The sequence below is a fragment of the Okeania sp. SIO2C2 genome, assembly GCF_010692625.1.
Lineage (GTDB): Bacteria > Cyanobacteriota > Cyanobacteriia > Cyanobacteriales > Microcoleaceae > Okeania > Okeania hirsuta.
This window is the reverse complement of record NZ_JAAHGM010000033.1, coordinates 38030-59193: the sequence shown is the minus strand read 5'-3', so window position 1 is coordinate 59193 and position 21164 is coordinate 38030. Positions and strand designations below refer to the sequence as shown.

Sequence of the window (21164 nt, the reverse complement as noted above, 5' to 3'; positions counted from 1 at the left end):
TAAAATTTCTTTGTCAACAAAGAATTAATTTTAGATATTGAGGTTGTGCTTTTTTTTGAAAAAAGTTTCATCAAAAAGCCATAATAATTTTGAAGTAAAAAGCATCAATAAACAAAGCAGTTTTTTCTCAATGTTAAAGATAGTAATTGACTTTTGTTATTAATCAAATTTTCAAAGTTAATTACCAAGAATTATAGATTTTACTATATTTATTTAGTTTATTTATAGTCCTTCGGTTTAAGAAAAATTATCCTGTATTATCCGTTAGGAATTTAAACTTAGACACTTAACAATATCCTGGATTTTGGTATAAGAATATTTTTTAACTTTCTGCTTCTGAATTATATAGATATGTACTAAGTAGTTATTACCAAAATATTTTCCATATCCTATACGAACATATAAATTTGCTTTGATTTAAGCTAGCTCCTTTTGAGCTATTCAGTTCTTAACTTAGAGATTTTCATGACAATTTCAACAACATCAGAAAAACTTTCCCTTGATTGGAGCATCATAGGCTTTATGGCATTCCTGCACATTGGAGCCTTATTTGCCCTACTTCCCAGTAACTTTAGTTGGACTGCAGTTGGCCTAGCCTTATTATTACATTGGATTACAGGTGGTCTAGGTATTACATTAGGCTTTCATCGTATGGTGACACACCGTAGTTTTAAAACTCCCAAGTGGCTAGAATACTTCTTAGTTTTTTGCGGTACACTTGCTTGTGAAGGTGGAGTTTGTGATTGGGTAGGCTTACATCGCATTCATCATCTACATTCAGACAATGAACAAGATCCCCATGACTCCCATCGTGGGTTTTGGTGGAGTCACATGGGGTGGATGCTTCATAATCTACCAATCAGATCGGAAGTTCCTCGCTACACAAAAGATATAGCAGACGATCCTGTTTATAAATTTCTGCAAACAAATTTTATTCCCATTCAAATTGCTTTCGGTATTTTACTCTACTTTATAGGAGGTTTACCTTTTGTAGTTTGGGGTATTTTCTTTAGAATAGTTGCTGTTTTTCACTGCACTTGGTTAGTTAATAGTGCCACTCATAAGTTTGGTTATCGTACTTATGATGCTGGTGATTCTTCTACTAACTGTTGGTGGGTGGCCGTATTAACTTATGGTGAAGGTTGGCACAATAACCATCATGCTTTTCAGTATTCTGCACGTCATGGTTTGAAATGGTGGGAAATTGATACGACTTGGATGATGATTCAATTATTACAAGTATTTGGTTTAGCAACTGATGTGAAATTAGCAACAAAATAGGATAGCAGAAGGAAGAAGGAAGAAGTAAGAAGTAAGAAGGAAAAATCTTACGTTGCCTTAGTTTTAAACTTTTGAACTGTCCTAACCTTTCCTTCGACTGTTATACGCCCTAAATTCATTTTTTCACCCTATATGAAAAGCATCATATAGGGTTATTTTTGTAAGAATTTCGTAGGAAATGCTTACTTACTTTTCTACTTTAATATCTCATCTTTTTTCTTTGTGCTGCGCGCTCTTAGGTCTTATTAATTAGTAATACAGCAGATTCCTTGTTAGTGAAGTACAACCATGGTGTAAAAATTCCCGTACTAGAAACATTTAATTGTTAATATCTGTACTTTATATACTTAGAATATGCTGTAAAAATACTCTTCTTGATTCTCTTGAAAATGTCTAAAATTTCCCATCATTCCCTACTATCTACTCTCCTGCTTAAGAAAATTAGTTTACACTTCAATTATTAAATAATTAACACAGAAAAAATAACCTTTTCAATAATTATTAGTCAGTTCATGTTAATTATTCTAATCTTTACCGAATAATTAAGGTTTAAAGTTTATCCTTTAAAGGAGAGAAAAAAAGAGAATATTCCTTATTTCAAGCCTCGTTATTGCAGAGGTAAGTAGGTAGGCATAAATAAAGGTCAAAATAGAAAATATGAAAAATAACTTATAACCCAGTTTTCAAGAGGTCTTCACTGCGCGTGAATTTTTATTGCTATTGTACCGATAATTAAGCCCACCTACTTACTGATAACTGATAACTGATGACTGAAATGACTCCCCTACTCAAATTCACCGTCTATAAGCAAGCCAGACAATCAAGGCAGGAAGCATAGCCAAAACCACTGCCACTAGTGCCCAAATCACTATATTAGAACCAGAAGAGTGTAAGGCCAGGGGTAGCCAAATTACTAATGGGACTAAAATCATTACTATAGCTATTGGTACATAATGTGCCCTCCAATTAGAATAGGCACGATTCCAATGTTTACCTGTCCATCGCCAAGCTGGTTTGTAGGGGTAGTGAGTCGAGAGTTGTTCAATAGTATCACCACTTTCATTTACCACAAATATTTGCTGACAGCGGTTACAGCCAAAGGCATCAGTCAGGGCTATTGGAATTAAGTTGCCCCTACGCCGACATGGACAAGGGTACTCTCCATTCAAATCAATTTTCAGAGCTTTTTGAGGTCGCAAAGTAATTGTAGAACTGAAAGTGTTGACAGAAATAAAGACGACCTGATATTCAGGATAGGTATATTATGCCAATTTTAACTTACATCAGAAGCGAGAGGAGAAAGAAAAAAGTTTTATTATTGATATTCCTCTGTTTTAACTATTTATATAGATAAATCTCAGCCTTATTTACGCAAAAGCTTCAAGTTCAGTTAAGCGGGTAACGCGATTCGAACGCGCGACATCAACCTTGGCAAGGTTGCGCTCTACCACTGAGCTATACCCGCAATTTATAACCATATATCTATAGTTTCACAAATAATTTTATTTGTCAACCCTCCAGCAGATTTTTTCCAATTAAAAATTGTAGATTCCTTGGTTTATCAAAATAATTGGGTCGTGCCACCTCGCCTTTTAAGGCACAATATTTTTGGAGCCTTGCTCAAATCCCCCTTTACAAAAATAATTTCTGATTTCTGCCTTCTATAGTCATTCTCGTTTAGATTGAGACAAGGTTTTCTTTCTGTGAAAGGGTTTTGGCTGAAAAAGTGTTCCATTCTGATTCGGAATGACTATAACTTCATTAAGCTTCTGAAGATACATCAGACTCTACTAAATTGTTGGAAGTTACAGGTAACACTTGTGTTGCACCAGTAATACTACGATTATTAGATGAGGAATTCATACAACCCCTCATTTGACGCATCAAACTAGCCATTTCCAAAGCATTCATGGCATATTCCCAACCCTTATTGCTTTTAATGCCAGCTCTCTCTAGAGCTTGTTGCATAGTATCTGTAGTTACAATGCCAAAAATTACTGGTACTCCCGTTTGAAATGCTGCTGCTGCAATTCCTTTAGATACTTCAGCAGCTACATAATCAAAATGAGGTGTTTGGCCTTTAATCACAGCTCCCAAACAAATTACTGCATCGTAGCTACCGTTCATGGCCAATTGACGGGCGACTAGAGGAATCTCAAAACTACCAGGGACCCAAACATAATCTACTTGAGTACCCTCTGGGTTTGGATCTACACCGTGGCGTTTCAAACAATCTTGACAACCCTCAATTAATTTGCCAGTAATTAAGTCATTGAAGCGACCAATCACAATAGCAAAGCGTAAGGATTCAGTTTGAGTAAATGTTCCCTCGAAAACTGTCATATTAGAATTCTTTTTTAGTTAAATTTTTTAGATCAAAGCTAATAACTTTTAGTATAGAGGTTAGTAAGAGTCAAGTAGCAACAAGGACTAACTTGCTATCTCTTGCCTCTTACACCATGTTTTCTCTAGGTATTGCCCAATAGAACTGTCTGATTCTATCAATTTTAAATCAAAATTGTTGGCCTAAACCACCAAAAAGTTCAAAACACCCACTGCAATTACCAGTGCTAACCACAAACCAGAACCAATAAAGATCAAAGGTTTGCCTTGACTCCAGATTTGGGGAGAAGCATAGGCAACAGGTACGCCAACTACTAAAACAAAAGATAAGACTACTAATAAAAGTAGTACAAATTGAAACAAGAATGTTAACATCTTTTCTCCTGGTATAACAACAAACTCATCCTATAAAAAATTAGAATATCATACAGCAGGGAACAGAGAACAGGGAACAGAGAACGGTTGGAAAAATATTTTCGCTGTCTAAGATTCATCATCAGTTTATATCCTAACCAATTTTTTCTTAGCCACATACTGTGCAACGATAATCTTAATTTTAGTGGTTAATTTTTGATGTAGGTAGGTCATTTCAGAGATATAATATAAACTTTTCCCTTTTTTATTACTTTGATGGAGCAGTCAAAAGTGTCGTTAAAGTCAACAGACCTTACTATCCTAAAAGCGACTAAAGACAAATTAGTAAATCTTTCCTCAGAATAATTACCGAATAATTAAAGTTTAAAGCCTCCCCTTTTAAGGGAATAAAAAGCGGTCGAGGGATGGCGTTAGCGGAGCGGGTCTGCAAGAACGGGTCTCCTCGCCATATCCAATCGACCAAGAGAAGAAAAATTTTCATGATTAGTCAATCCTCTTCTTTTCAAGGAGAGGTAATTATTAATTATTAATTATTTAAAAATAGCTTTAGATTTCTTAACTTACTTCATTACCTTTCAACTTTCAAAACTAATTATTCCCTGAGATTCTAGAAAACAGATTTTAAACTTGTCAAAAATTCCCTGCTTTCCTAAAACGTTAAAAGATACGCCTAAGTGATGGGAAAATCCAATAGGGCAAGTAAATCTTTCCCTGCCTAATTGTATTTCCAAATCGTGTAAATAAACTGGAATCAGACCCCTATCTCCTACTTGTAAATTGACGCGATCGCCAGCGAGATAATTAAACTCAAATTCCTCCGCAACTTTAGAACTAACCACACTATAATTTGCTCCTGAATCGACGTAAAAATCTACCCGTCTCCAGGCATTTTTTAGAAGAACGCCAAGAGTAATTATAGGTTGAAAAGTACCTTTGACCAGTTTGTAGTTAAACCTAATAATTGCCATAAAATTAGCGCCCTTTGCTTAAATTAAAAACGGTTCTAAATCGTCTGGATGGGGTACGTTTATTAGTAATGGCCCTACTAAACCTGCCTTTTGTCGGGCGGCACAATAATCCCTTACTTCTCTTCCCACAGCAACTACTTTACCATCATTAATAGCTACCATTTGTCCTGGATACTGTTGGATAAGTTTGTTGTAATTTTCGGTCAACCACTTATCATCTTCCTCTAAAATTACTGCTAATTCTTCGACGCTAATATCGCTCATAATTTCTCCTGAAAAAAATAGGTTTGTAACTAATATATAGCAATTTTTGAATCGCGTTTTAACTGTCAAAACTAATTATTCCCTGAGATTCGATAAAATATCAGGTAGCCATCAAGTTTGTTATCGGATTCGGGTAGTTCAAAAACTAAAGGCATTACCTTATGTTCTTCTTTTTTTAAATGACTATAAACCTCGCTATAGCTATTACCAACAGCGATAATAATTGTTAATTATTAATTGTTAATTATTTACCGACCTTTAGCTAGATCGGCGTAAATAATAATTTCTATGCCTAAAACTACTAAGAGAATAAGTTCAACAACACAAAATATATGAATCACCAAAGGAAAATTTGTACCTAGAGACCAGAAAGCAAATAAAGCTACTAAACCAGAGAATACAAAAGTAATTTCATCAATAATTAATTGCTGTATTTTCCGCCTTTTTCTTCTTTCGTCACTTCTATGAGCAATCTCCCAGCCAAAGATAGATTCGATATCTGAATCATCTATTTGTGCTTTGATTTTTTCGGTGAGAGTTAATCGAATATATTTTCCCAGAGCAGAGATTTTTTCGTCATTAACTACATAAGTCCAACCGAGAATTAGGCAAACCCAAGGAATAACTAAGAGGGCATAAAAATTAGTTTTATTTGATAGAGCAAAGGAAAGAATTCCGCCAAATATTCCCAGTGTTAGATAAATTATTTGGTCTCGGAAGGCAATACGTTTGAGTTGTTCATCTTTCAATTTTTCATATTCAAGTAGAAAAACTTGAAGTATTGGTTTTTGGTCGTTCATAGAATTTTTTTTCTGTAATAAGTAATAAATAGGTAACAAAAGCAATTGAGCAGTATTTTAAATAAGTTAAAGTTGATTTAAGAGGAGTTCTTAAAATTCCCATTTGCTACATCTAAGCCCCCTAAATCCCCCAAAATTGGGGGACTAGAGCAAGCAAATTGACTCTTGTTCCCCCCAAAGTTGGCTTGCTCGGGGGGCAAAATTCAGTATCAAAAAACTTTTCAGAATTCCTCTAAAAGCAGTTTAATTTTCACACAGTAGGTTGGGTTGACGCTAAGAAAACCCTACAATAATACAGCAGATTCAACTTTGATAAAATATACCTATAGCAGGCAAGATACCCGCACTACAAATATTTAATTGTTTGACTTACTAACCTAAAATTATTATCAGCGATCGCCAATTGTTTGACTTACTAACCTAAAATTATTATCAGCGATCGCCAGAAGATAAAATTAATAATAAGCATTAGTAATTGAGCTGTATTTGAAATGAGTTAAAGTTTATTGAAAAGCAGTTTTATTTTTACACATTTCAAAATAAATTAGCCATAATAGAAAGCAGTTCAATTACTAGGTAAAAGTATGGCTTGTGCGGTTATTTTAACAGCAATTCGTATCGAATATATGGCAGTACGCACTCATCTTAGTGACTTGATGGAGGAGATGCACCCTAATGGGACAATTTATGAGAGGGGTAAATTTTCTATTGGTGGTCGAGATTTTACACCGGAAGGATGGGTATAGTTATAGTTTTCCGGCCCATTCAAGGATTGTCCAGTCAATCGCTGATTAGAGGAGTAGCGATCGCCTATTTTAATCCTGATGTGATTCTGTGAACAACGAGATACCGTTGCTGGAAGGCGAGCATTTCTACAATCTGTTAGAATTGACTTTATAGATGGCCTAGATTTTAACTTACCTATTAAGCAATTTGTAAGTATATTTGTTGCTAAATTAATAGACTATAGAGTCTCTCGTCAAAAGCCTTATTATCATCCACTTTTAGAGATTATAGATAGTATAATCAATCAATCGAGACAAAAATTTTATTATTTAGATGATCGAAATATTCAGTTTTTGAAGGTATTGAATAAAATGGGAAATTTACAAATTAAAAAATTTCTGCAAAACCAACCTCCTGAAGCAATAAAAATTAATAATCAAAACTTAGATAATTACTTAAACAAAATTGAAGAAAATCTCAGAAATCAAGGGGCTTTAGATATACAAAAGAACGTTCAAAGTAAAGATGGAAAGTTTGAGTTTGAGCTTGTAGGAAAAATAACTGATTTTGAACTTCCTTTCGGTGCATTTAATATGAGGGGAGATGCTTTTTTTATCATCGATTATTTACCCTCTATAAATACAAAAGCTTTAAGACAATATTCTACTCAATGCCTAGAATATGGAAAAGATCGAGCTACTTCATCTGTTGGTGCACAAATTTTGAATTTTAGAGCACCTTGTAATATTTGTTTTTCCATCGCTGTGGTTAAAAATTTAGACCAGGAAGTTAAAACTAAGATACGCCAAGAAAATCCTTTCGATCATAATGTTGATTTATTATGGTATGAAGTTCCTGTTATTTACTGTTTAGATGAAGCCATACTTTATTTTTATGACCAACCTTCATCATTCTGGGAACAATTCAAGGGAGAAATAGCATGGAAAAAGTTGAGAGAAGTCATTGAAACAACTTTAATTCCCTAATATATAGTGAATTTTATCTCACTCAGATAACAGTTAGCTAAGACGCATTGAAAATGCGTTTAGCAAGTCAGAAGTCACTAGGGGTAATTTACCGAATAATGAATAATTAATAATGAATAATTACTAATTAAGAGTTGATAGTTAATAATTATTCATTCAACAATTCAGGTTTAAAGCCTCCCCTGTTAAAAGGATCAAATAAAAAAAAATCCTTTTAGTCAATCCTGTCAGTTTTAAGAAGAGGTAATTGTTAATTGTTAATTGTTAATTGTTAATTGCTGAAGAATCACCCGTACAGAAGTAATAAGGGTTATATCATCAACTAAGCACACAACAAATATGCGGTTTAAATCCACAACAGCTTACTGGCGAGTAAGATGCTCGCACTGCTTAAAATTCAAAATATATTAATACTAATAGAAGGGTGAACTATGAACCTCAATACTTATTTAGATAGTATTCAGGAAAATCTGAAAAATCAGGGTGCTTTAGATATAAAGAATAATGTTGAAACTAAAAATGGAAGCTTTAATGCCGACCTTGTAGTGAAATTAACTAGTTTTGAACTTAATTTTGGCTTATTTGATATGAGAGGAGATACTTTTTTTATTATTACTTATTTCCCCTCTATTACTGTACAGACTTTAAGACAGTATTCTGCTGAGTGCCTAGAATATGGAAAAGAAAAAGTTACTTCATCTATTACCGCACAACTTTGGAATTTTAGAATACCTACTAATATTTGTTTTTCTATTGCTGTTGTCGATAATTTAGACCAAGAAAATAAAAGGAAGATACGTCAAGAAAATCCTTTTGATCAGAATGTTGATTTACTATGGTATGAAGTGCCTGTTGTTTACTGCTTAAGTGAAGAACAGCTTTATTTTTACGACCAACCTTCGTCATTCTGGGAAAAATTTAAAGGGGAAGGAGCTTGGAAAAGGTTGAGAAAAGTTATTGAAACAACTTTAACGCCTTAATAGCAGATTCTACTTTTGTCAGGTACATTCATCGGGGACAAATATGGCCGCACTACAAACATTTAATTGTTAATCTCTGTACTTCTTATAGGAGGAATATGCTGTATTTCTTAGGTCAAAAATTTCTCTTCTAGATATAGCATTTCTTATACAGATGAGGTACATTTACGATCCCCCTAAATCCCCCTTTTTAAGCAATTCCCCCCTTAGTAAGGGGGGTTAGGGGGGGTCTAAAACTGTATCTCACCAATTTGATAAACCCTATAACTGTTAAAATTTAAAACATCAATTAATGGAAATAAACTAAAATGACAAACAATTGCATATTCTCAAAGTTAAAACTAGACGATTTGATTCAACTAGAAAGGTTAAAGGTTATTAGAAAATCTTTTTATGAATATTGATGCAATAGCAGGAAGAAAAGCTATTCTTATAAATGCTGGAATTGATAACTATTTTATTGGTAGTATTGAATTTAACTTAAAAACTAATGAATTTAGTACTATTTTAGTATCCAAATTTAAAGATTATTCAGTCTCTAGTCGAACACCAGATTATCATCCTTTAATCGCTTTGTTAAAGTATATTTTGAGCCAACCAGAAAAATATAATTTAGAGGAGACAGATATAGAAATTGCTAATAAAATAATTAGTATTGGGAAAAGAAGAATAGAAGAATTAAACATCGGAGAATTAAACACAGAAATATCTGTTCTTACCTCACCTCCAAATAATCCATCACCTATTCCATCAATACCCGATACCAAACCTCCTTCATCAACAATTGATATTCTAATTATTACAGCTCTCAAAGATGAATTAGATGCTCTGAAAAACTGCGATAATCAATCTGGAAATACTTGGCAAGAATTGAAAGATAGTTCCAACTATCCCTACTACAAAACTACTTTGAACCATAAAAATGGTACTCAATTAAATATATTAGCAGCCCGACCTCCGGAAATGGGAGAAAATGATACAAGTATTCTGGCAACTCGACTTACTTCTGAATTAAAACCATGTTATTTAGCAATGACTGGAGTCTGTGCAGGCAATAAAAAAGATGTTTTTTTAGGTGATGTAATTGTTGCTGATAGAGTCTTTAATTTTGACCATGGTAAATTTGTTGCTCATGACGAATTAATAAATAATCAACAAATTCGTTTTGAAGAAATATTCCATGATATTCGCACCTATAATCTTAATTCTAAATGGAAGGTTGCTATTGAAGATTTCTCTCAAGATTGGCTAAGTACTATTCAAACTCCTAGACCAAAATCTTACTATCATCAAGAACGTTGGTTGCTCCACAAACTTTATGATTACCAACAAAAACCAAATGAATATTCTAGACCAAATGAACATTCAGAAAGAAAAACAGAATGCCCAGACTGGGAAGAAGTAATTCCACGATTAAAAGAAAAAAAATTATTGAAAACATACTCTTTGGAATTAACAAAAAAAGCCCTGAAAGGAATTAATAATGAACGAGAAAAATATTTAAAAGACCAACGTTATAAAGACCCATTAAATCCTAAAATTCATATTAGTCCAATTGCTACTACTAGCAAAGTACAAGAAGACCCCCAACTTTTCCAAGGTATCAAGGAATTACAACGGAAAACATTAGGAGTAGAAATGGAAGCTTACGCTATTGGTAAAGTAGCTGAAACTCGGGACATTCCCATGATTATTGTTAAAGGAGTTCAAGATTATGCAAACCATGATAAAAATGACCAATTTCGTGAATATGCAGCGGAAGTTTCTGCCCGTTTTTTATTGGCTTTTTTCACGACAATTTCAGTTGACCTTCTTACTTCTTAATTCCTTAAATATAGTAAATATAGTTAAAAGAAAATCGGTATAAGTTGGTTCATGTCAAATTTGAATATTGACGAAAGATGTAAGTTAGGATAAATTTTAACTAGCTATTTTCTTGCCCTGGAAAAGCCTAGCCCATATTTAAAATCACTGATAAATATTTGTCAGATACAAATTGATAAAGCAGCAGTAGATTATAATTTGCCTGTGGAAGAATTAGTCACTAATTTTTATAGCTTAATCTTAGATAATCAAGAAAATTTAGTATCTTTTTTGCAAGTTTTTCAAAAGAAATTAAATTCAGACTCAGATGCAATATTGATTATAGAAAGATATATTGAAAAACTCAAGCGATCGCCTATTTCAAAAACCTATGCTATTAATCAACTTCTGGAGCAAAAAAGGGCACAAACTGATAAAACACAATCGAGTTTTCAAACATTTCTCAAAATAGATAATAATCAAATAAATAATAATATGATTGTTGACTATGATTTGGATAAGTTGGCATCTAAATTTAAAAAAACATTAGATTATCAAGGAATTTTTGCTTTTAATGTTAGCGGAGATTACAAAATTTTAAATGATTACATTATTAAGAGAATTCTCCAAGAATTGAAGAAGAAAACTCAACGTGAATATCGGATGCCTATTAATATTACTTTATCGGAAGCTTATGGAAGTATTGAATCACAAATTGATAGTAGGTTAAAATTTGACAACATCAATCAAATAACTGATTTATTGGTTCATACTCATCCTTTAGATGTTGTATTGATAATTTGGAATTACAGTATAAATAAACAAAAATTAAATTCGATTACGCATAACTTTTTACAGGAAATAGAAACGAAATATCATGGCTGTTTACAGAATAAAAGTCAGTGTTTAATTATTATTTTTGCTAATGTTTCTACGAAACAATCTATTAATGGCTGTACTCGCCTAGATGTACCTAAATACTTTAAAATCAATGAGTTATGTCAATGGTTTAGGGGTTTTCTTCAACAATTACAGATACAAGAAGCTTTGATCGATGAATACCTTGGACGGTTAAAAATTGCTCAAGGTCATTTGCTTCCGACTTATAACACCCTTGAAGAAATTTTTGATGAATTGAAACAAATTAATTAAAGACATTTTGAAAAAATGAATAACTTAGCAGATAGACAATATGAAGGTCAAGGTAATGACCAAAAGTATGAACCATTAAAAGACGAAAATGGGGAAGAATTTCCAGATATACCCAGAAAAAAGGAACCTTATATTGCTTCTAAAAATCTGGCTGAGGCAGTAAATGATGCTCTCTATTTACGTCGCCCTTTATTATTAGAAGGTGAACCTGGTTGTGGTAAAACTCGTCTTGCTTATTCTATTGCTTATGAGTTGGGTTATCCTTTGAAGGAATGTTATATTCGTTCTACCAGTCGGGCTGAAGAATTACTCTATACTTATGATAATATTCGCCGTTTATATGACCTTCAAGAATATAAGTTTATTCAGAGTCAATTAGAGGAGAAACAGATAAATAATTCACCGGAATTAACTGATGCTATTGAGCGGAAAAAATATGTGGAGCTAGGCAAGTTAGGAGAGGCAATTAAACTTTCTGCTGAAAGGGATATTCCTTCAGTTGTTTTGGTTGATGAAATTGATAAAGCTGATATTGATTTTCCTAATGATTTACTTTTGGTTTTAGACAGGTTACAGTTTGAAATAAAGGAAGTTAAAGACTGGAAATATGATGCTCTTAGGGGAGAGGAGCGGGAAGCTAGAAAGGATTTCTTACCTTTGATTATTATTACGAGTAATCAAGAGAAAGAATTGCCTAAAGCTTTTTTACGTCGTTGTCTGTTTTATTATGTTGATTTTCCGAATGAGGTGGATTTGAGGAAAATTGTTGTTAATCATTTTAAACAAGATATTTCTCCTCTTTTTGAAGTTGCTTTAAATAAATTTGTAGAACTTCGTGGTAAGATTTCTTGGCGGAAAAAACCTAGTACGGGAGAGTTTATTAATTGGTTGCGACTTTTAGAAAGAAGGTGGCAAAATGAGGCAATAACAGGTGAAGAATTAAATAATACTAAATTAAGTCAACTTCCTTTTCTCCATACTTTAGTAAAAAATCAAAGCGATCGAAATGCTATAGAACAGTTAATATAATTATTAATAAGCGTAAGTCCAGTAGGGTGTGTTAGCGGAGCGTAACGCACCATTTTTGAGGAAAGCTTAACCCACCCCGCAGATTATTTGATAATTAATTCCTGATGTTACTTTTGAATTATACCGATTCTCAAAAACTTTGTTGTACTTGAATTTTCTATTTATAAATACTATTTATTGACGTAATTTTATTGTTAACTAACCTCTGTAATTTTTCTAGTTATTTTGACTACCTTCCACAGGTGGCATTACTTTTGAGAAATGGTATTATATAGTGGTGCGTTACGGCTAGCGCCTAACGCACCCTACTGGACTATATTACTAAATGATTGACTTTGAATTATTAATTGTTGAATCCGAAACTCTTTTTTTGCCTTTGTTTAATAGGTTGAGGCAAGAGGATGTTCCTGTGGGAATTTCTGAATATTTACTGGCGATTAAAACTATTCAAAGTCGAGGGGGGTTGCAAGATATTGAACGGTTAAAACGACTTTTATGTTTGTTATGGGTTAAGTCTTTAGAAGACAAAAATATTTTTAATGAATTGTTTGAAGAGTTAGTTATACCTGAGTTAGAAAACCGATTACAAGAAACCGATAAATCTCCATCGCCCAAAGTTGAAGAAGATTCTATTTCTCCTCCTCAAGAGACTGAAAATTTAGAAAATAATAGTAATTCTATTTCTCCAGTTTCATCTGAAGTTGAACAAGAAAATAAATCTCAACCTAATCAACAAACTAATTCAATTTTACCTCGCGATTATTCTAGAAAATTTCCGTCAGAAATAACACCAATAAAACTGAGATTTAGACAAAGTTATAATCTGATTCCCCGTTTACCAATAACTCGCCGAGAAATGACTGGCATTTGGCGTAATTTGAGGTCCCTAAAACGAGAGGGTGTGTCTGAAGATTTGGATGTTCAAGCAACAATTAATCAATTGTGTAAAATGGGTTTTATCTCTGATGTAGTGTTACAACCTCGTCGCAAAAATCAAGTCAAATTAGTTTTGTTAATTGACCGTGAAGGTTCTATGTCTCCTTTTAAATTATTGATTGATACTTTACAGGAAAGTATCGAAAAGGGAGGGTTGTTAAATCAGACAAGTGTTTTTTATTTTCACAATGTTCCAAGGGGTTATTTGTTTACTCAATCTAATTTAACTAAGCCTTTGCCTATTGAGGAAATTCTCTCTCAGGAAGCTGATAAGAATAGTGTAGTTATTGTTAGTGATGGGGGAGCGGCACGACGCACTTATGATAGTGAAATATTGGAGAAAACTGATAATTTTATCAGGCAATTATCTGAATATACTTATTTATATGGATGGTTAAATCCTGTTCCTAAATTTCAGTGGAGGACGACTACTGCTGAAGATATTGCTAAATTTATTCCTATGTATTCTTTGAATCGAGAAGGATTAAATGATTTGGTTAAAATATTGTTAGGACATCCTTTTCCAGTAGGAGTTAATTTGTATGGCTAAAACTATTTTGGAGAGAAACATTTACGATCCCCCTAAATCCCCGTTTTCAAGGGGGACTTTGAAAGCTCCCCCTTTTTTAAGCGGTTCCCCCCTTATTAAGGGGGGTTAGGGGGTATCTAAAACTGCTATATTCTTTTCCAGTAGGAGTTAATTTGTATGGCTAAAACTATTTTGGAGAGAAACATTTACGATCCCCCTAAATCCCCATTTTCAAGGGGGACTTTGAAAGCTCCCTCTTTTTTAAGCGGTTCCCCCCTTATTAAGGGGGGTTAGGGGGTATCTAAAACTGCTATATTCTTTTCCAGTAGGAGTTAATTTGTATGGCTAAAACTATTGAGGCAGTTATTAGAAGGAGGTGGCTTTCCCCGGAGAATGCAGTGCGAGAGGTGGTAAGATTTGAGCGTCGTTTTGGAGATAAACATTTAAATCTTGCTTGTCATTGTGGGTTGTTATTGATTTTAACCCCTGAATTAGTTAATCTGATTCGGATTAATTTTTTGGATGAGGAAAATATTGATTGGATAGCAGAAAGTAATTTTTTGTTATCTTCTTTATGTCGCCCTTTACAAGAAGGAGTTTATGAGGTTGAGCCTTGTGTGAGGGAAGTTTTGTTGGTGGAATTGGAGAAGAAGTTTGGTTGGAAACGACCTTTTGAATTGGCTGAGTTTTTGTGGTTTTATTTGGAAAAAAAATCGGATAAAAAACAATCTGGAGAGTTAAGAAAGGTTCAAAGGTGGATTGCTCAAGCTTATTTAGATCCTGATAGGACGATTTGGGAAATGGAGAAGCTTTTATCTGAAAGTTTGCCGGAAGATAATCCGGTTTTGGGGTTAGCTGGTCAAGAAAAACTTCCTTATTTAGTGGAGATTTTGGCTCAACCTTTGGAGCAGACTAATTTATGGAAGGAGTATCAAAATTTGGTACTTAATTCTCATATTTTGGCAAAGTTATTGGTTGATGAAAAGGAAGGGTTAAGAGAGGAAATTGAGGAGTTAAAAGAAGAGTTAGGATTTGTATTGACTCATCCTGTTATTAAAAAACTTTTGGCAGAGTTTCCGTCAGAATATGAAAATAATTTTGTAACTATTGATCTTCTAATCATTACAGCTCTTAAGGACGAATTAGATGCTCTGAAAAACTGTGATAATCAATTTGGAAATACTTGGCAAGAATTAACAGATAATTTGGGCTACCCTTATTACAAGACTACTTTATCTCATAAAAATGGTACTACATTAAATATAGTGGCAGCTCGACCTGTGGAAATGGGAGAAATTAACACCTGTATTCTGGCAACTCGACTTATTTCTGAATTAAAACCTCGTTATTTAGCAATGAATGGAGTCTGTGCAGGTAATAAAAAAGATGTTTTTTTAGGTGATGTAATTGTTGCTAAGCGAGTCTTTAAGTTTGACCATGATAAATTTGTTGCTTATGATAAATTAATAGATAATCAACAAATTCGCACTGAAGAAATATTCCATAATATTCGCACTTATAACCTCAAACTTCAATGGGAATTTGCTATTCAAGAATTTCCCCAAGATTGGCTAAATACTATTCAAACTCCTAGACCAAAATCTTACTATCATCAAGAACGTTGGTTACTCCACAAACTCTATAATTATCAAGAACAACCAAATGAGTATTCTAGACCAGAGCAAGATTCAGAAAGACAAACAGAATGCCCAGATTGGAGAATAGTAATTCAACGATTAAGAGAGGAAGAATTATTAAAAACAGACTCCTTGGAATTAACAGAAAAAGCTGTTAAAGAAGTTAAAAATGAACGACTAGAATATCTAGAATCTTTAGAAAATCAACACTACAAAGAACCCTTAAATCCTCAAATTCATCTTGGTGCAATTGCTACTACGAGTAAGGTACAAAAAGACCCTCAACTTTTCCAACGCATTGAAAAATTACAACGGAAAATATTAGGAGTAGAAATGGAAAGTGTAGCTATTGGTGCAGTAGCTGAAATTCAGGAAATTCCTATGATTATTGTTAAAGGAGTTCAAGATTATTCTGATAATGATAAAAATGACCAATTTCGTGAATATGCAGCAGAAGTTTCTGCCCGCTTTTTATTTGCTTTTTTTACTACTATAACGCTAACTGATGATCAAACAATTTATTCGACTGAAGCAATAATATTTTCTATTTTAAGGGAACACGATCTTACTGAACTGGAATCAATCTTTCAAAAATTGTTTCAGCAATTCCTTTCTATTTATGGAAGGCAGGCATTTCTCCAATCTGTTGGTATTAATGATTACTTTATAAATAGCCTAAATTTTAACTTATCTTCTCAGGAATTTACAACTGTATTAGTTTCTAAGTTAAAAGATTATAGAGTCTCTCGCCAAAATCCTTATTATCATCCACTATTACTAATTATACACTATATAACTAATCAACCTAGAGAAAAATTTTATTCTTTAGATGATCGAGATATTGAGTTTTTAGAGGTATTGCAGAAAATGGGAAATTTACAAATTAAAAAGTTTCTGCAAAACCAAACTCCCGAAACAATACAAAGTAATAATCAAAGGTTAAATAACTACTTAAGCAAAATTGATAAAAATCTCAGAAATCAAGGTGCTGTAGATATACAAAATAACGTTCAAAGTAAAGATGGAAAATATGAATTTGAGCGTGTAGCTAAAATCACTAATTTTGAACTTCCTTTTGCTTTACTTCCTATGAATATGAGAGGAGATGCTTTTTTTATCATTGATTATTTCTCCTCTATTAATATACATAGTTTAAGACAGTATTCTACTCAATGCTTAGAATATGGAAAAGATCAAACTACTACATCTGTTGGTTCACAAATTCAGAATTTTAGAATACCTTCCAATATTTGTTTTTCTGTTGCTGTTGTCGATAATTTAGACCAAGAAAATAAAAGGAAGATACGTCAAGAAAATCCTTTCGCTCATAATGTAGATATATTATGGTATGAAGTGCCAGTTGTTTATTGCTTAAGTGAAGAACAACTTTATTTTTATGACAAACCTTCCTCATTTTGGGAACAATTCCAGGGAGAAGGAGCATGGAAAAATTTGAGAAAAGTCATTGAAACGACTTTAATTGCCTAATATATTTACTAATACATCAATTCTTTCTCCCCACTCCCCTACTCCCCTACTCCCCTACTCAGGAAGCTCAACGGTATCAGTTTCAAAATTAACTCCTTCATATAAAACTTCAATAGCACAAGTAAATTCAATACTCTCTAATGTAATAGACTCACCTTCTGTATACCCACAATAATGCCAAATTTTCCCCTCCCCACGTTGATAAATTTCTACATAAATTGACTCTGAATCTACTAAAACATATTCTTGCAAACTAGGAAATTGACGATAATATTTCAACTTATCACCGCGATCGTATTTTTCTGCACTAGGGGAAAGCACCTCAACAATGACTTTAGGATGTTCGATAAATTTACGGGATTTTACATCATCAGGATTACAACTAATAACTAAATCTGGATAGAAATAACGATTATTTTTAGCATCTTGAACTTGAGCATCAGACACATTAACTCGACAACCTCTTTGACGGACATGGGGTCTCAGAGCTGTATAAAAATTAAGAGCAATATCATTATGAGGAAGACTTCCTCCAGTCATAGCTAAAACTTCACCGTCTACATATTCATGGCGAAATTCCTGTTTAGCTTCCCATTCTAGGTATTCTTCAGGGGACATTTTTTGATAATCTTGGGGTTGAGCAATCATAGTTTTTTTCTCCTCCAACGTTTTGTCATATCTGGTTTTCGAGATAAATCCACAACTTTCATGCCACTTTCTGCTTGCTGCTTCTGTAAATCAGCAAATATCGCTTTCAAATCATGATTGAATGAACGAGAATACTCTTCACGAATTCTGTGAACTTATTCAACAATCTCATCCTATAGAAATAATATTAAGTCTCGTTAATTAGTTATAATAAATCATTTACCTTTAATCATCTAAAGATGACTTAATTATTTATACTATCCTAAAATTTTTAAGCCTATAAAATCTTACTTTTGACTTCCCCAGGAGTTACGCACAGACACTAAATCGATAGAGGGCGAATGCCATTTGCGCTCCGCAAAGCTCCGAATTGCGCCCCTACATATGGCGTTTTTAAGGTGAATTTGTGTAAGTCCTGTTCCCATAAAATATTACTTTTGACTTTTGACTTTTGACTTTTGACTTCCCCAAAATGAACATAATCTTATGCCACACAACCGCAGACTTCGACGCCCTGGGCGCCGCCGTCGGACTAACCCACTTCCACCCAGGTAGTCGCCTCGTACTAACTGGCGGTTGTCACCCCACCGTCAAACAATTCCTTGCCCTCCATCGAGACGAATTTGCCATCATCGAACGTCGCTCCGTCAACCCAAAACAAATCCGCTCCATATATATAGTTGATACTCAAACACGCTCCCGACTCGGAAAAACTGCCCAATGGTTAGACCTACCCCACCTATCAGAAATTATCATCTACGACCATCACTGTGAAACTGAAAGTGATATTCCAGCTACCCAAACTTATATAGAAGCAGTGGGAGCAACCACAACCCTTATCACAGAAAAACTCCAGACTCTCCAAAACAATTCTACCCCTGTCTTAACTCCAGCAGAAGCAACAATTATGGCCCTTGGTATCCACGCTGATACTGGTTCCCTAACCTTCGACCACACAACACCACGAGATGCAGCAGCTTTAGCATGGTTGATGCAACAGGGGGCGAGTTTACCTGTAATCGCCGAATATGTAGAACCTGGTTTATCTCCCCAACTGCAAGATTTGTTGAAAATAGCTCTGGAAAATATCCAACGCTCCACCGTCAGAAATTATCAAATAGGGTCGATACTATTACACACTGATGAATATGTTCCCGGTTTATCCAGTTTAGCTTCTAGTTTAATTGACCTGACAGAAATAGACGCTCTCCTCCTAGCTCATACCCACCCCCTCAAAGACACAACAGAAAAAAGCTTAAGTATTATCGGGCGATCGCGTATTCCAGACACCAACCTCAGCGAACTATTACAACCTCTCGGTGGTGGTGGTCATCTCCGAGCAGCAGCAGTGACTCTCCGAGACAGTAACCCTGAAGCAACCCTGGACAAACTGGTAGACCAACTCAAAAATCAAATTCCTCAACCTCCCACCGCCAGAGATTTGATGTCATCTCCAGTTCGCACCATTCCTCCTGAGACATCCATAGAAGAAGCTCATCGCATACTATTACGTTACGGTCATTCTGGTTTATCAGTAGTAGACTCATCCAGAGAATTAGCTGGAATTATTACTCGGCGAGATATTGATATTGCTCTCCACCATGGTTTTAGTCATGCTCCAGTCAAAGGTTACATGACACCACAACTCAAAACCATTTCTCCAGAAACCACTCTCCCAGAAATTGAAGAATTGATGGTTACTTACGATATTGGACGGTTGCCTGTATTGGAAAATAACCGTTTAGTCGGAATAGTTACTCGTACCGACGTTTTACGAGAATTGCATCAACAACAACGCCCTCAAAACGAACAACTTGGTTGTATACCTGGTGAAACTTGTAAATCAATTGCCGAACTTTTACAAGAACGTATTGCACCTCAACTTTGGCAACTACTCACCCGTGTTGCTGAGTTGGCAGAAAAACGAGGTTGGCAACTATATCTAATTGGTGGAGGGGTGCGAGATTTATTATTATCAAAATTTGATGAGACTCTACTGTTAACAGATATCGATTTAGTTGTAGATGGTTGTCACTCCGAGGAAACAGAAAAAGCTCCAGCGGTGGAGTTGGCAAAAGCACTACAAAAAATTTACCCCACAGCACGTTTAGAAGTTCACGGTCAATTTCAAACTGCTGCCCTACTTTGGCACAACGACCCGGTGTTAGACTCTCTGTGGATAGATATTGCTACTGCTCGCACAGAATTTTATCCCTATCCAGCAGCTAACCCAGAAGTTGAAGCAAGTTCAATTCGCCAAGACTTGTATCGTCGGGATTTTACTATTAATGCTTTGGCAGCACGACTGACTGAACCTCGTGCTGGAGAATTGCTTGACTTTTTTGGTGGGGTGTCAGATTTGCAGGCGAAGCAAATGCGGGTGTTACACGCCAACAGTTTTATTGAAGACCCTACTCGTATTTATCGAGCGGTGCGGTTTGCTGTGAGATTAGGATTTGAAATTGAAGCAAAAACAGAAGAGTATATTCGTTACGCTATTAATAGTGGGGTATATCACCGCCAAAACCTTGGGAAGGCGGGAAAAAATAGAAGGGTGCCTGCTTTGGAAACTCGACTCAAAAGTGAGTTGAAATATATTCTGCAAGCTAATTATTGGAAACCTGCTTTAAAGTTATTGGGAAGTCTGGGGGCGTTGCGTTGTCTGCATCCAACTATGGATATAGACCGGAAATTGTGGCAGCAGGTATGTTTGATGGATAGGTGTCTGCAACGTTTTGATGCTCAGAAAAGTTTATCTCACTGGCAAATGCGGTTGGAGGTTTTGATTGCTTATTTGGAGTCTGAATACCGGGGTTTGGTGGGAAAAAATTTACAGTTGCCTGTGGATAGTGTGAAGCGACTGGAGCAGTTGGAGTTGGCAAAGGGTAAGGTGATGGAGAGTTTGCCAGAATGTAATAGTCCGAGTCAGGTGGTGTGGTTGTTAAGGGGGTACGATCTACCGATGTTGATTTTAATTGCGGTACAATGCGAGCGTTGGGTGCGACGTCAGGTTTGGCAATATTTGACTCAGTGGGCGAATATTAAACCTGTTTTGAATGGAAATGATTTGAAGGCGATGGGTTATAAACCGGGGCGTGAATATAAGTTAATGTTGGACGCTCTTTTAGCTGCTACTTTGGATGGGGTGGTGAGCGATCGCTCTGATGCTGAGAAGTTTTTAGCTAGGTATTATCCTCTTCGGTAGCATCAGTGTAATTT

The 21164-nt window shown here is 34.8% G+C and carries 17 protein-coding genes, 1 tRNA gene and 2 pseudogenes; 12 read left to right on the top strand and 8 right to left on the bottom strand.

From position 1 onward, the window contains the following. The first annotated feature begins 465 nt into the window (after positions 1-465). Entirely contained in the window at positions 466-1281 is an 816-nt protein-coding gene (locus F6K18_RS22965) for an acyl-CoA desaturase (RefSeq protein ID WP_287524438.1), read from the top strand. 794 nt (positions 1282-2075) lie between these two features. Here the strand turns inward: F6K18_RS22965 and F6K18_RS22960 are convergent. The 7 genes from F6K18_RS22960 to F6K18_RS22930 form a co-directional block, all read right to left on the bottom strand. Further along, positions 2076-2480, bottom strand: coding sequence for a hypothetical protein (locus F6K18_RS22960; protein ID WP_287524435.1), 405 nt, complete (start codon positions 2478-2480; stop codon positions 2076-2078). A 194-nt stretch (positions 2481-2674) separates the two neighbouring features. Next, positions 2675-2746, bottom strand: a tRNA-Gly gene (locus F6K18_RS22955). Positions 2747-3042: 296 nt separating this feature from the next. After that, a complete protein-coding gene (gene ribH, locus F6K18_RS22950; protein WP_287524432.1) occupies positions 3043-3624 on the bottom strand; it encodes a 6,7-dimethyl-8-ribityllumazine synthase in 582 nt (193 codons plus the stop codon). A 183-nt stretch (positions 3625-3807) separates the two neighbouring features. Next, positions 3808-3999 (bottom strand): photosystem II reaction center protein PsbZ, encoded by a 192-nt coding sequence (gene psbZ / locus F6K18_RS22945; protein ID WP_124146930.1) that lies wholly within the window; start codon positions 3997-3999, stop codon positions 3808-3810. 575 nt (positions 4000-4574) lie between these two features. Beyond that, positions 4575-4967: a hypothetical protein gene (locus F6K18_RS22940; protein WP_287524429.1), complete on the bottom strand. Its 393-nt coding sequence runs from the start codon at positions 4965-4967 to the stop codon at positions 4575-4577. A gap of 18 nt (positions 4968-4985) precedes the next feature. Then, entirely contained in the window at positions 4986-5231 is a 246-nt protein-coding gene (locus F6K18_RS22935) for a DUF5678 domain-containing protein (protein ID WP_287524427.1), read from the bottom strand. 248 nt (positions 5232-5479) lie between these two features. Beyond that, the gene (locus F6K18_RS22930) at positions 5480-6031 is read right to left on the bottom strand and encodes a hypothetical protein (protein ID WP_287524425.1); all 552 of its coding nucleotides are present in this window, start codon (positions 6029-6031) and stop codon (positions 5480-5482) included. 584 nt (positions 6032-6615) lie between these two features. Between F6K18_RS22930 and F6K18_RS22925 the strand changes: the two genes are divergently transcribed. The 10 genes and pseudogenes from F6K18_RS22925 to F6K18_RS22885 all read left to right on the top strand — a co-directional run bounded on the left by F6K18_RS22925 (position 6616) and on the right by F6K18_RS22885 (position 17297). Then, positions 6616-6777: a hypothetical protein gene (locus tag F6K18_RS22925; protein ID WP_287524423.1), complete on the top strand. Its 162-nt coding sequence runs from the start codon at positions 6616-6618 to the stop codon at positions 6775-6777. Between the two features lie 111 nt (positions 6778-6888). Beyond that, positions 6889-7053: pseudogene (locus tag F6K18_RS36775) on the top strand (hypothetical protein); the annotation flags it as partial. Between the two features lie 75 nt (positions 7054-7128). Next, entirely contained in the window at positions 7129-7743 is a 615-nt protein-coding gene (locus F6K18_RS22920) for a hypothetical protein (protein ID WP_287524421.1), read from the top strand. Between the two features lie 431 nt (positions 7744-8174). Then, positions 8175-8723 carry a hypothetical protein gene (locus tag F6K18_RS22915; RefSeq protein ID WP_287524418.1) on the top strand — a complete coding sequence of 183 codons (549 nt, stop codon included), beginning with the start codon at positions 8175-8177 and terminating at the stop codon, positions 8721-8723. 384 nt (positions 8724-9107) lie between these two features. Further along, a pseudogene (locus tag F6K18_RS22910) lies at positions 9108-9314 on the top strand (hypothetical protein); the annotation flags it as partial. Continuing rightward, a complete protein-coding gene (locus tag F6K18_RS22905; protein WP_353735141.1) occupies positions 9297-10547 on the top strand; it encodes a hypothetical protein in 1251 nt (416 codons plus the stop codon). The pseudogene F6K18_RS22910 and the gene F6K18_RS22905, both read left to right, overlap by 18 nt. Before the next feature lie 204 nt (positions 10548-10751). Then, the gene (locus F6K18_RS22900; RefSeq protein WP_287524415.1) at positions 10752-11678 is read left to right on the top strand and encodes a hypothetical protein; all 927 of its coding nucleotides are present in this window, start codon (positions 10752-10754) and stop codon (positions 11676-11678) included. Positions 11679-11693: 15 nt separating this feature from the next. Then, the gene (locus F6K18_RS22895) at positions 11694-12707 is read left to right on the top strand and encodes a MoxR family ATPase (RefSeq protein ID WP_287524413.1); all 1014 of its coding nucleotides are present in this window, start codon (positions 11694-11696) and stop codon (positions 12705-12707) included. 325 nt (positions 12708-13032) lie between these two features. After that, a complete protein-coding gene (locus F6K18_RS22890) occupies positions 13033-14193 on the top strand; it encodes a hypothetical protein (protein ID WP_287524410.1) in 1161 nt (386 codons plus the stop codon). 320 nt (positions 14194-14513) lie between these two features. After that, positions 14514-17297: a hypothetical protein gene (locus F6K18_RS22885; RefSeq protein ID WP_287524407.1), complete on the top strand. Its 2784-nt coding sequence runs from the start codon at positions 14514-14516 to the stop codon at positions 17295-17297. Between the two features lie 54 nt (positions 17298-17351). Here F6K18_RS22885 and F6K18_RS22880 read toward each other — a convergent pair whose 3' ends face one another. Then, a complete protein-coding gene (locus tag F6K18_RS22880; RefSeq protein ID WP_287524404.1) occupies positions 17352-17945 on the bottom strand; it encodes a Uma2 family endonuclease in 594 nt (197 codons plus the stop codon). Between the two features lie 472 nt (positions 17946-18417). Between F6K18_RS22880 and F6K18_RS22875 the strand changes: the two genes are divergently transcribed. Further along, positions 18418-21150, top strand: a complete 2733-nt coding sequence (locus tag F6K18_RS22875) for a CBS domain-containing protein (RefSeq protein ID WP_287524401.1) — start codon at positions 18418-18420, stop codon at positions 21148-21150. Positions 21151-21164 lie beyond the last annotated feature (14 nt).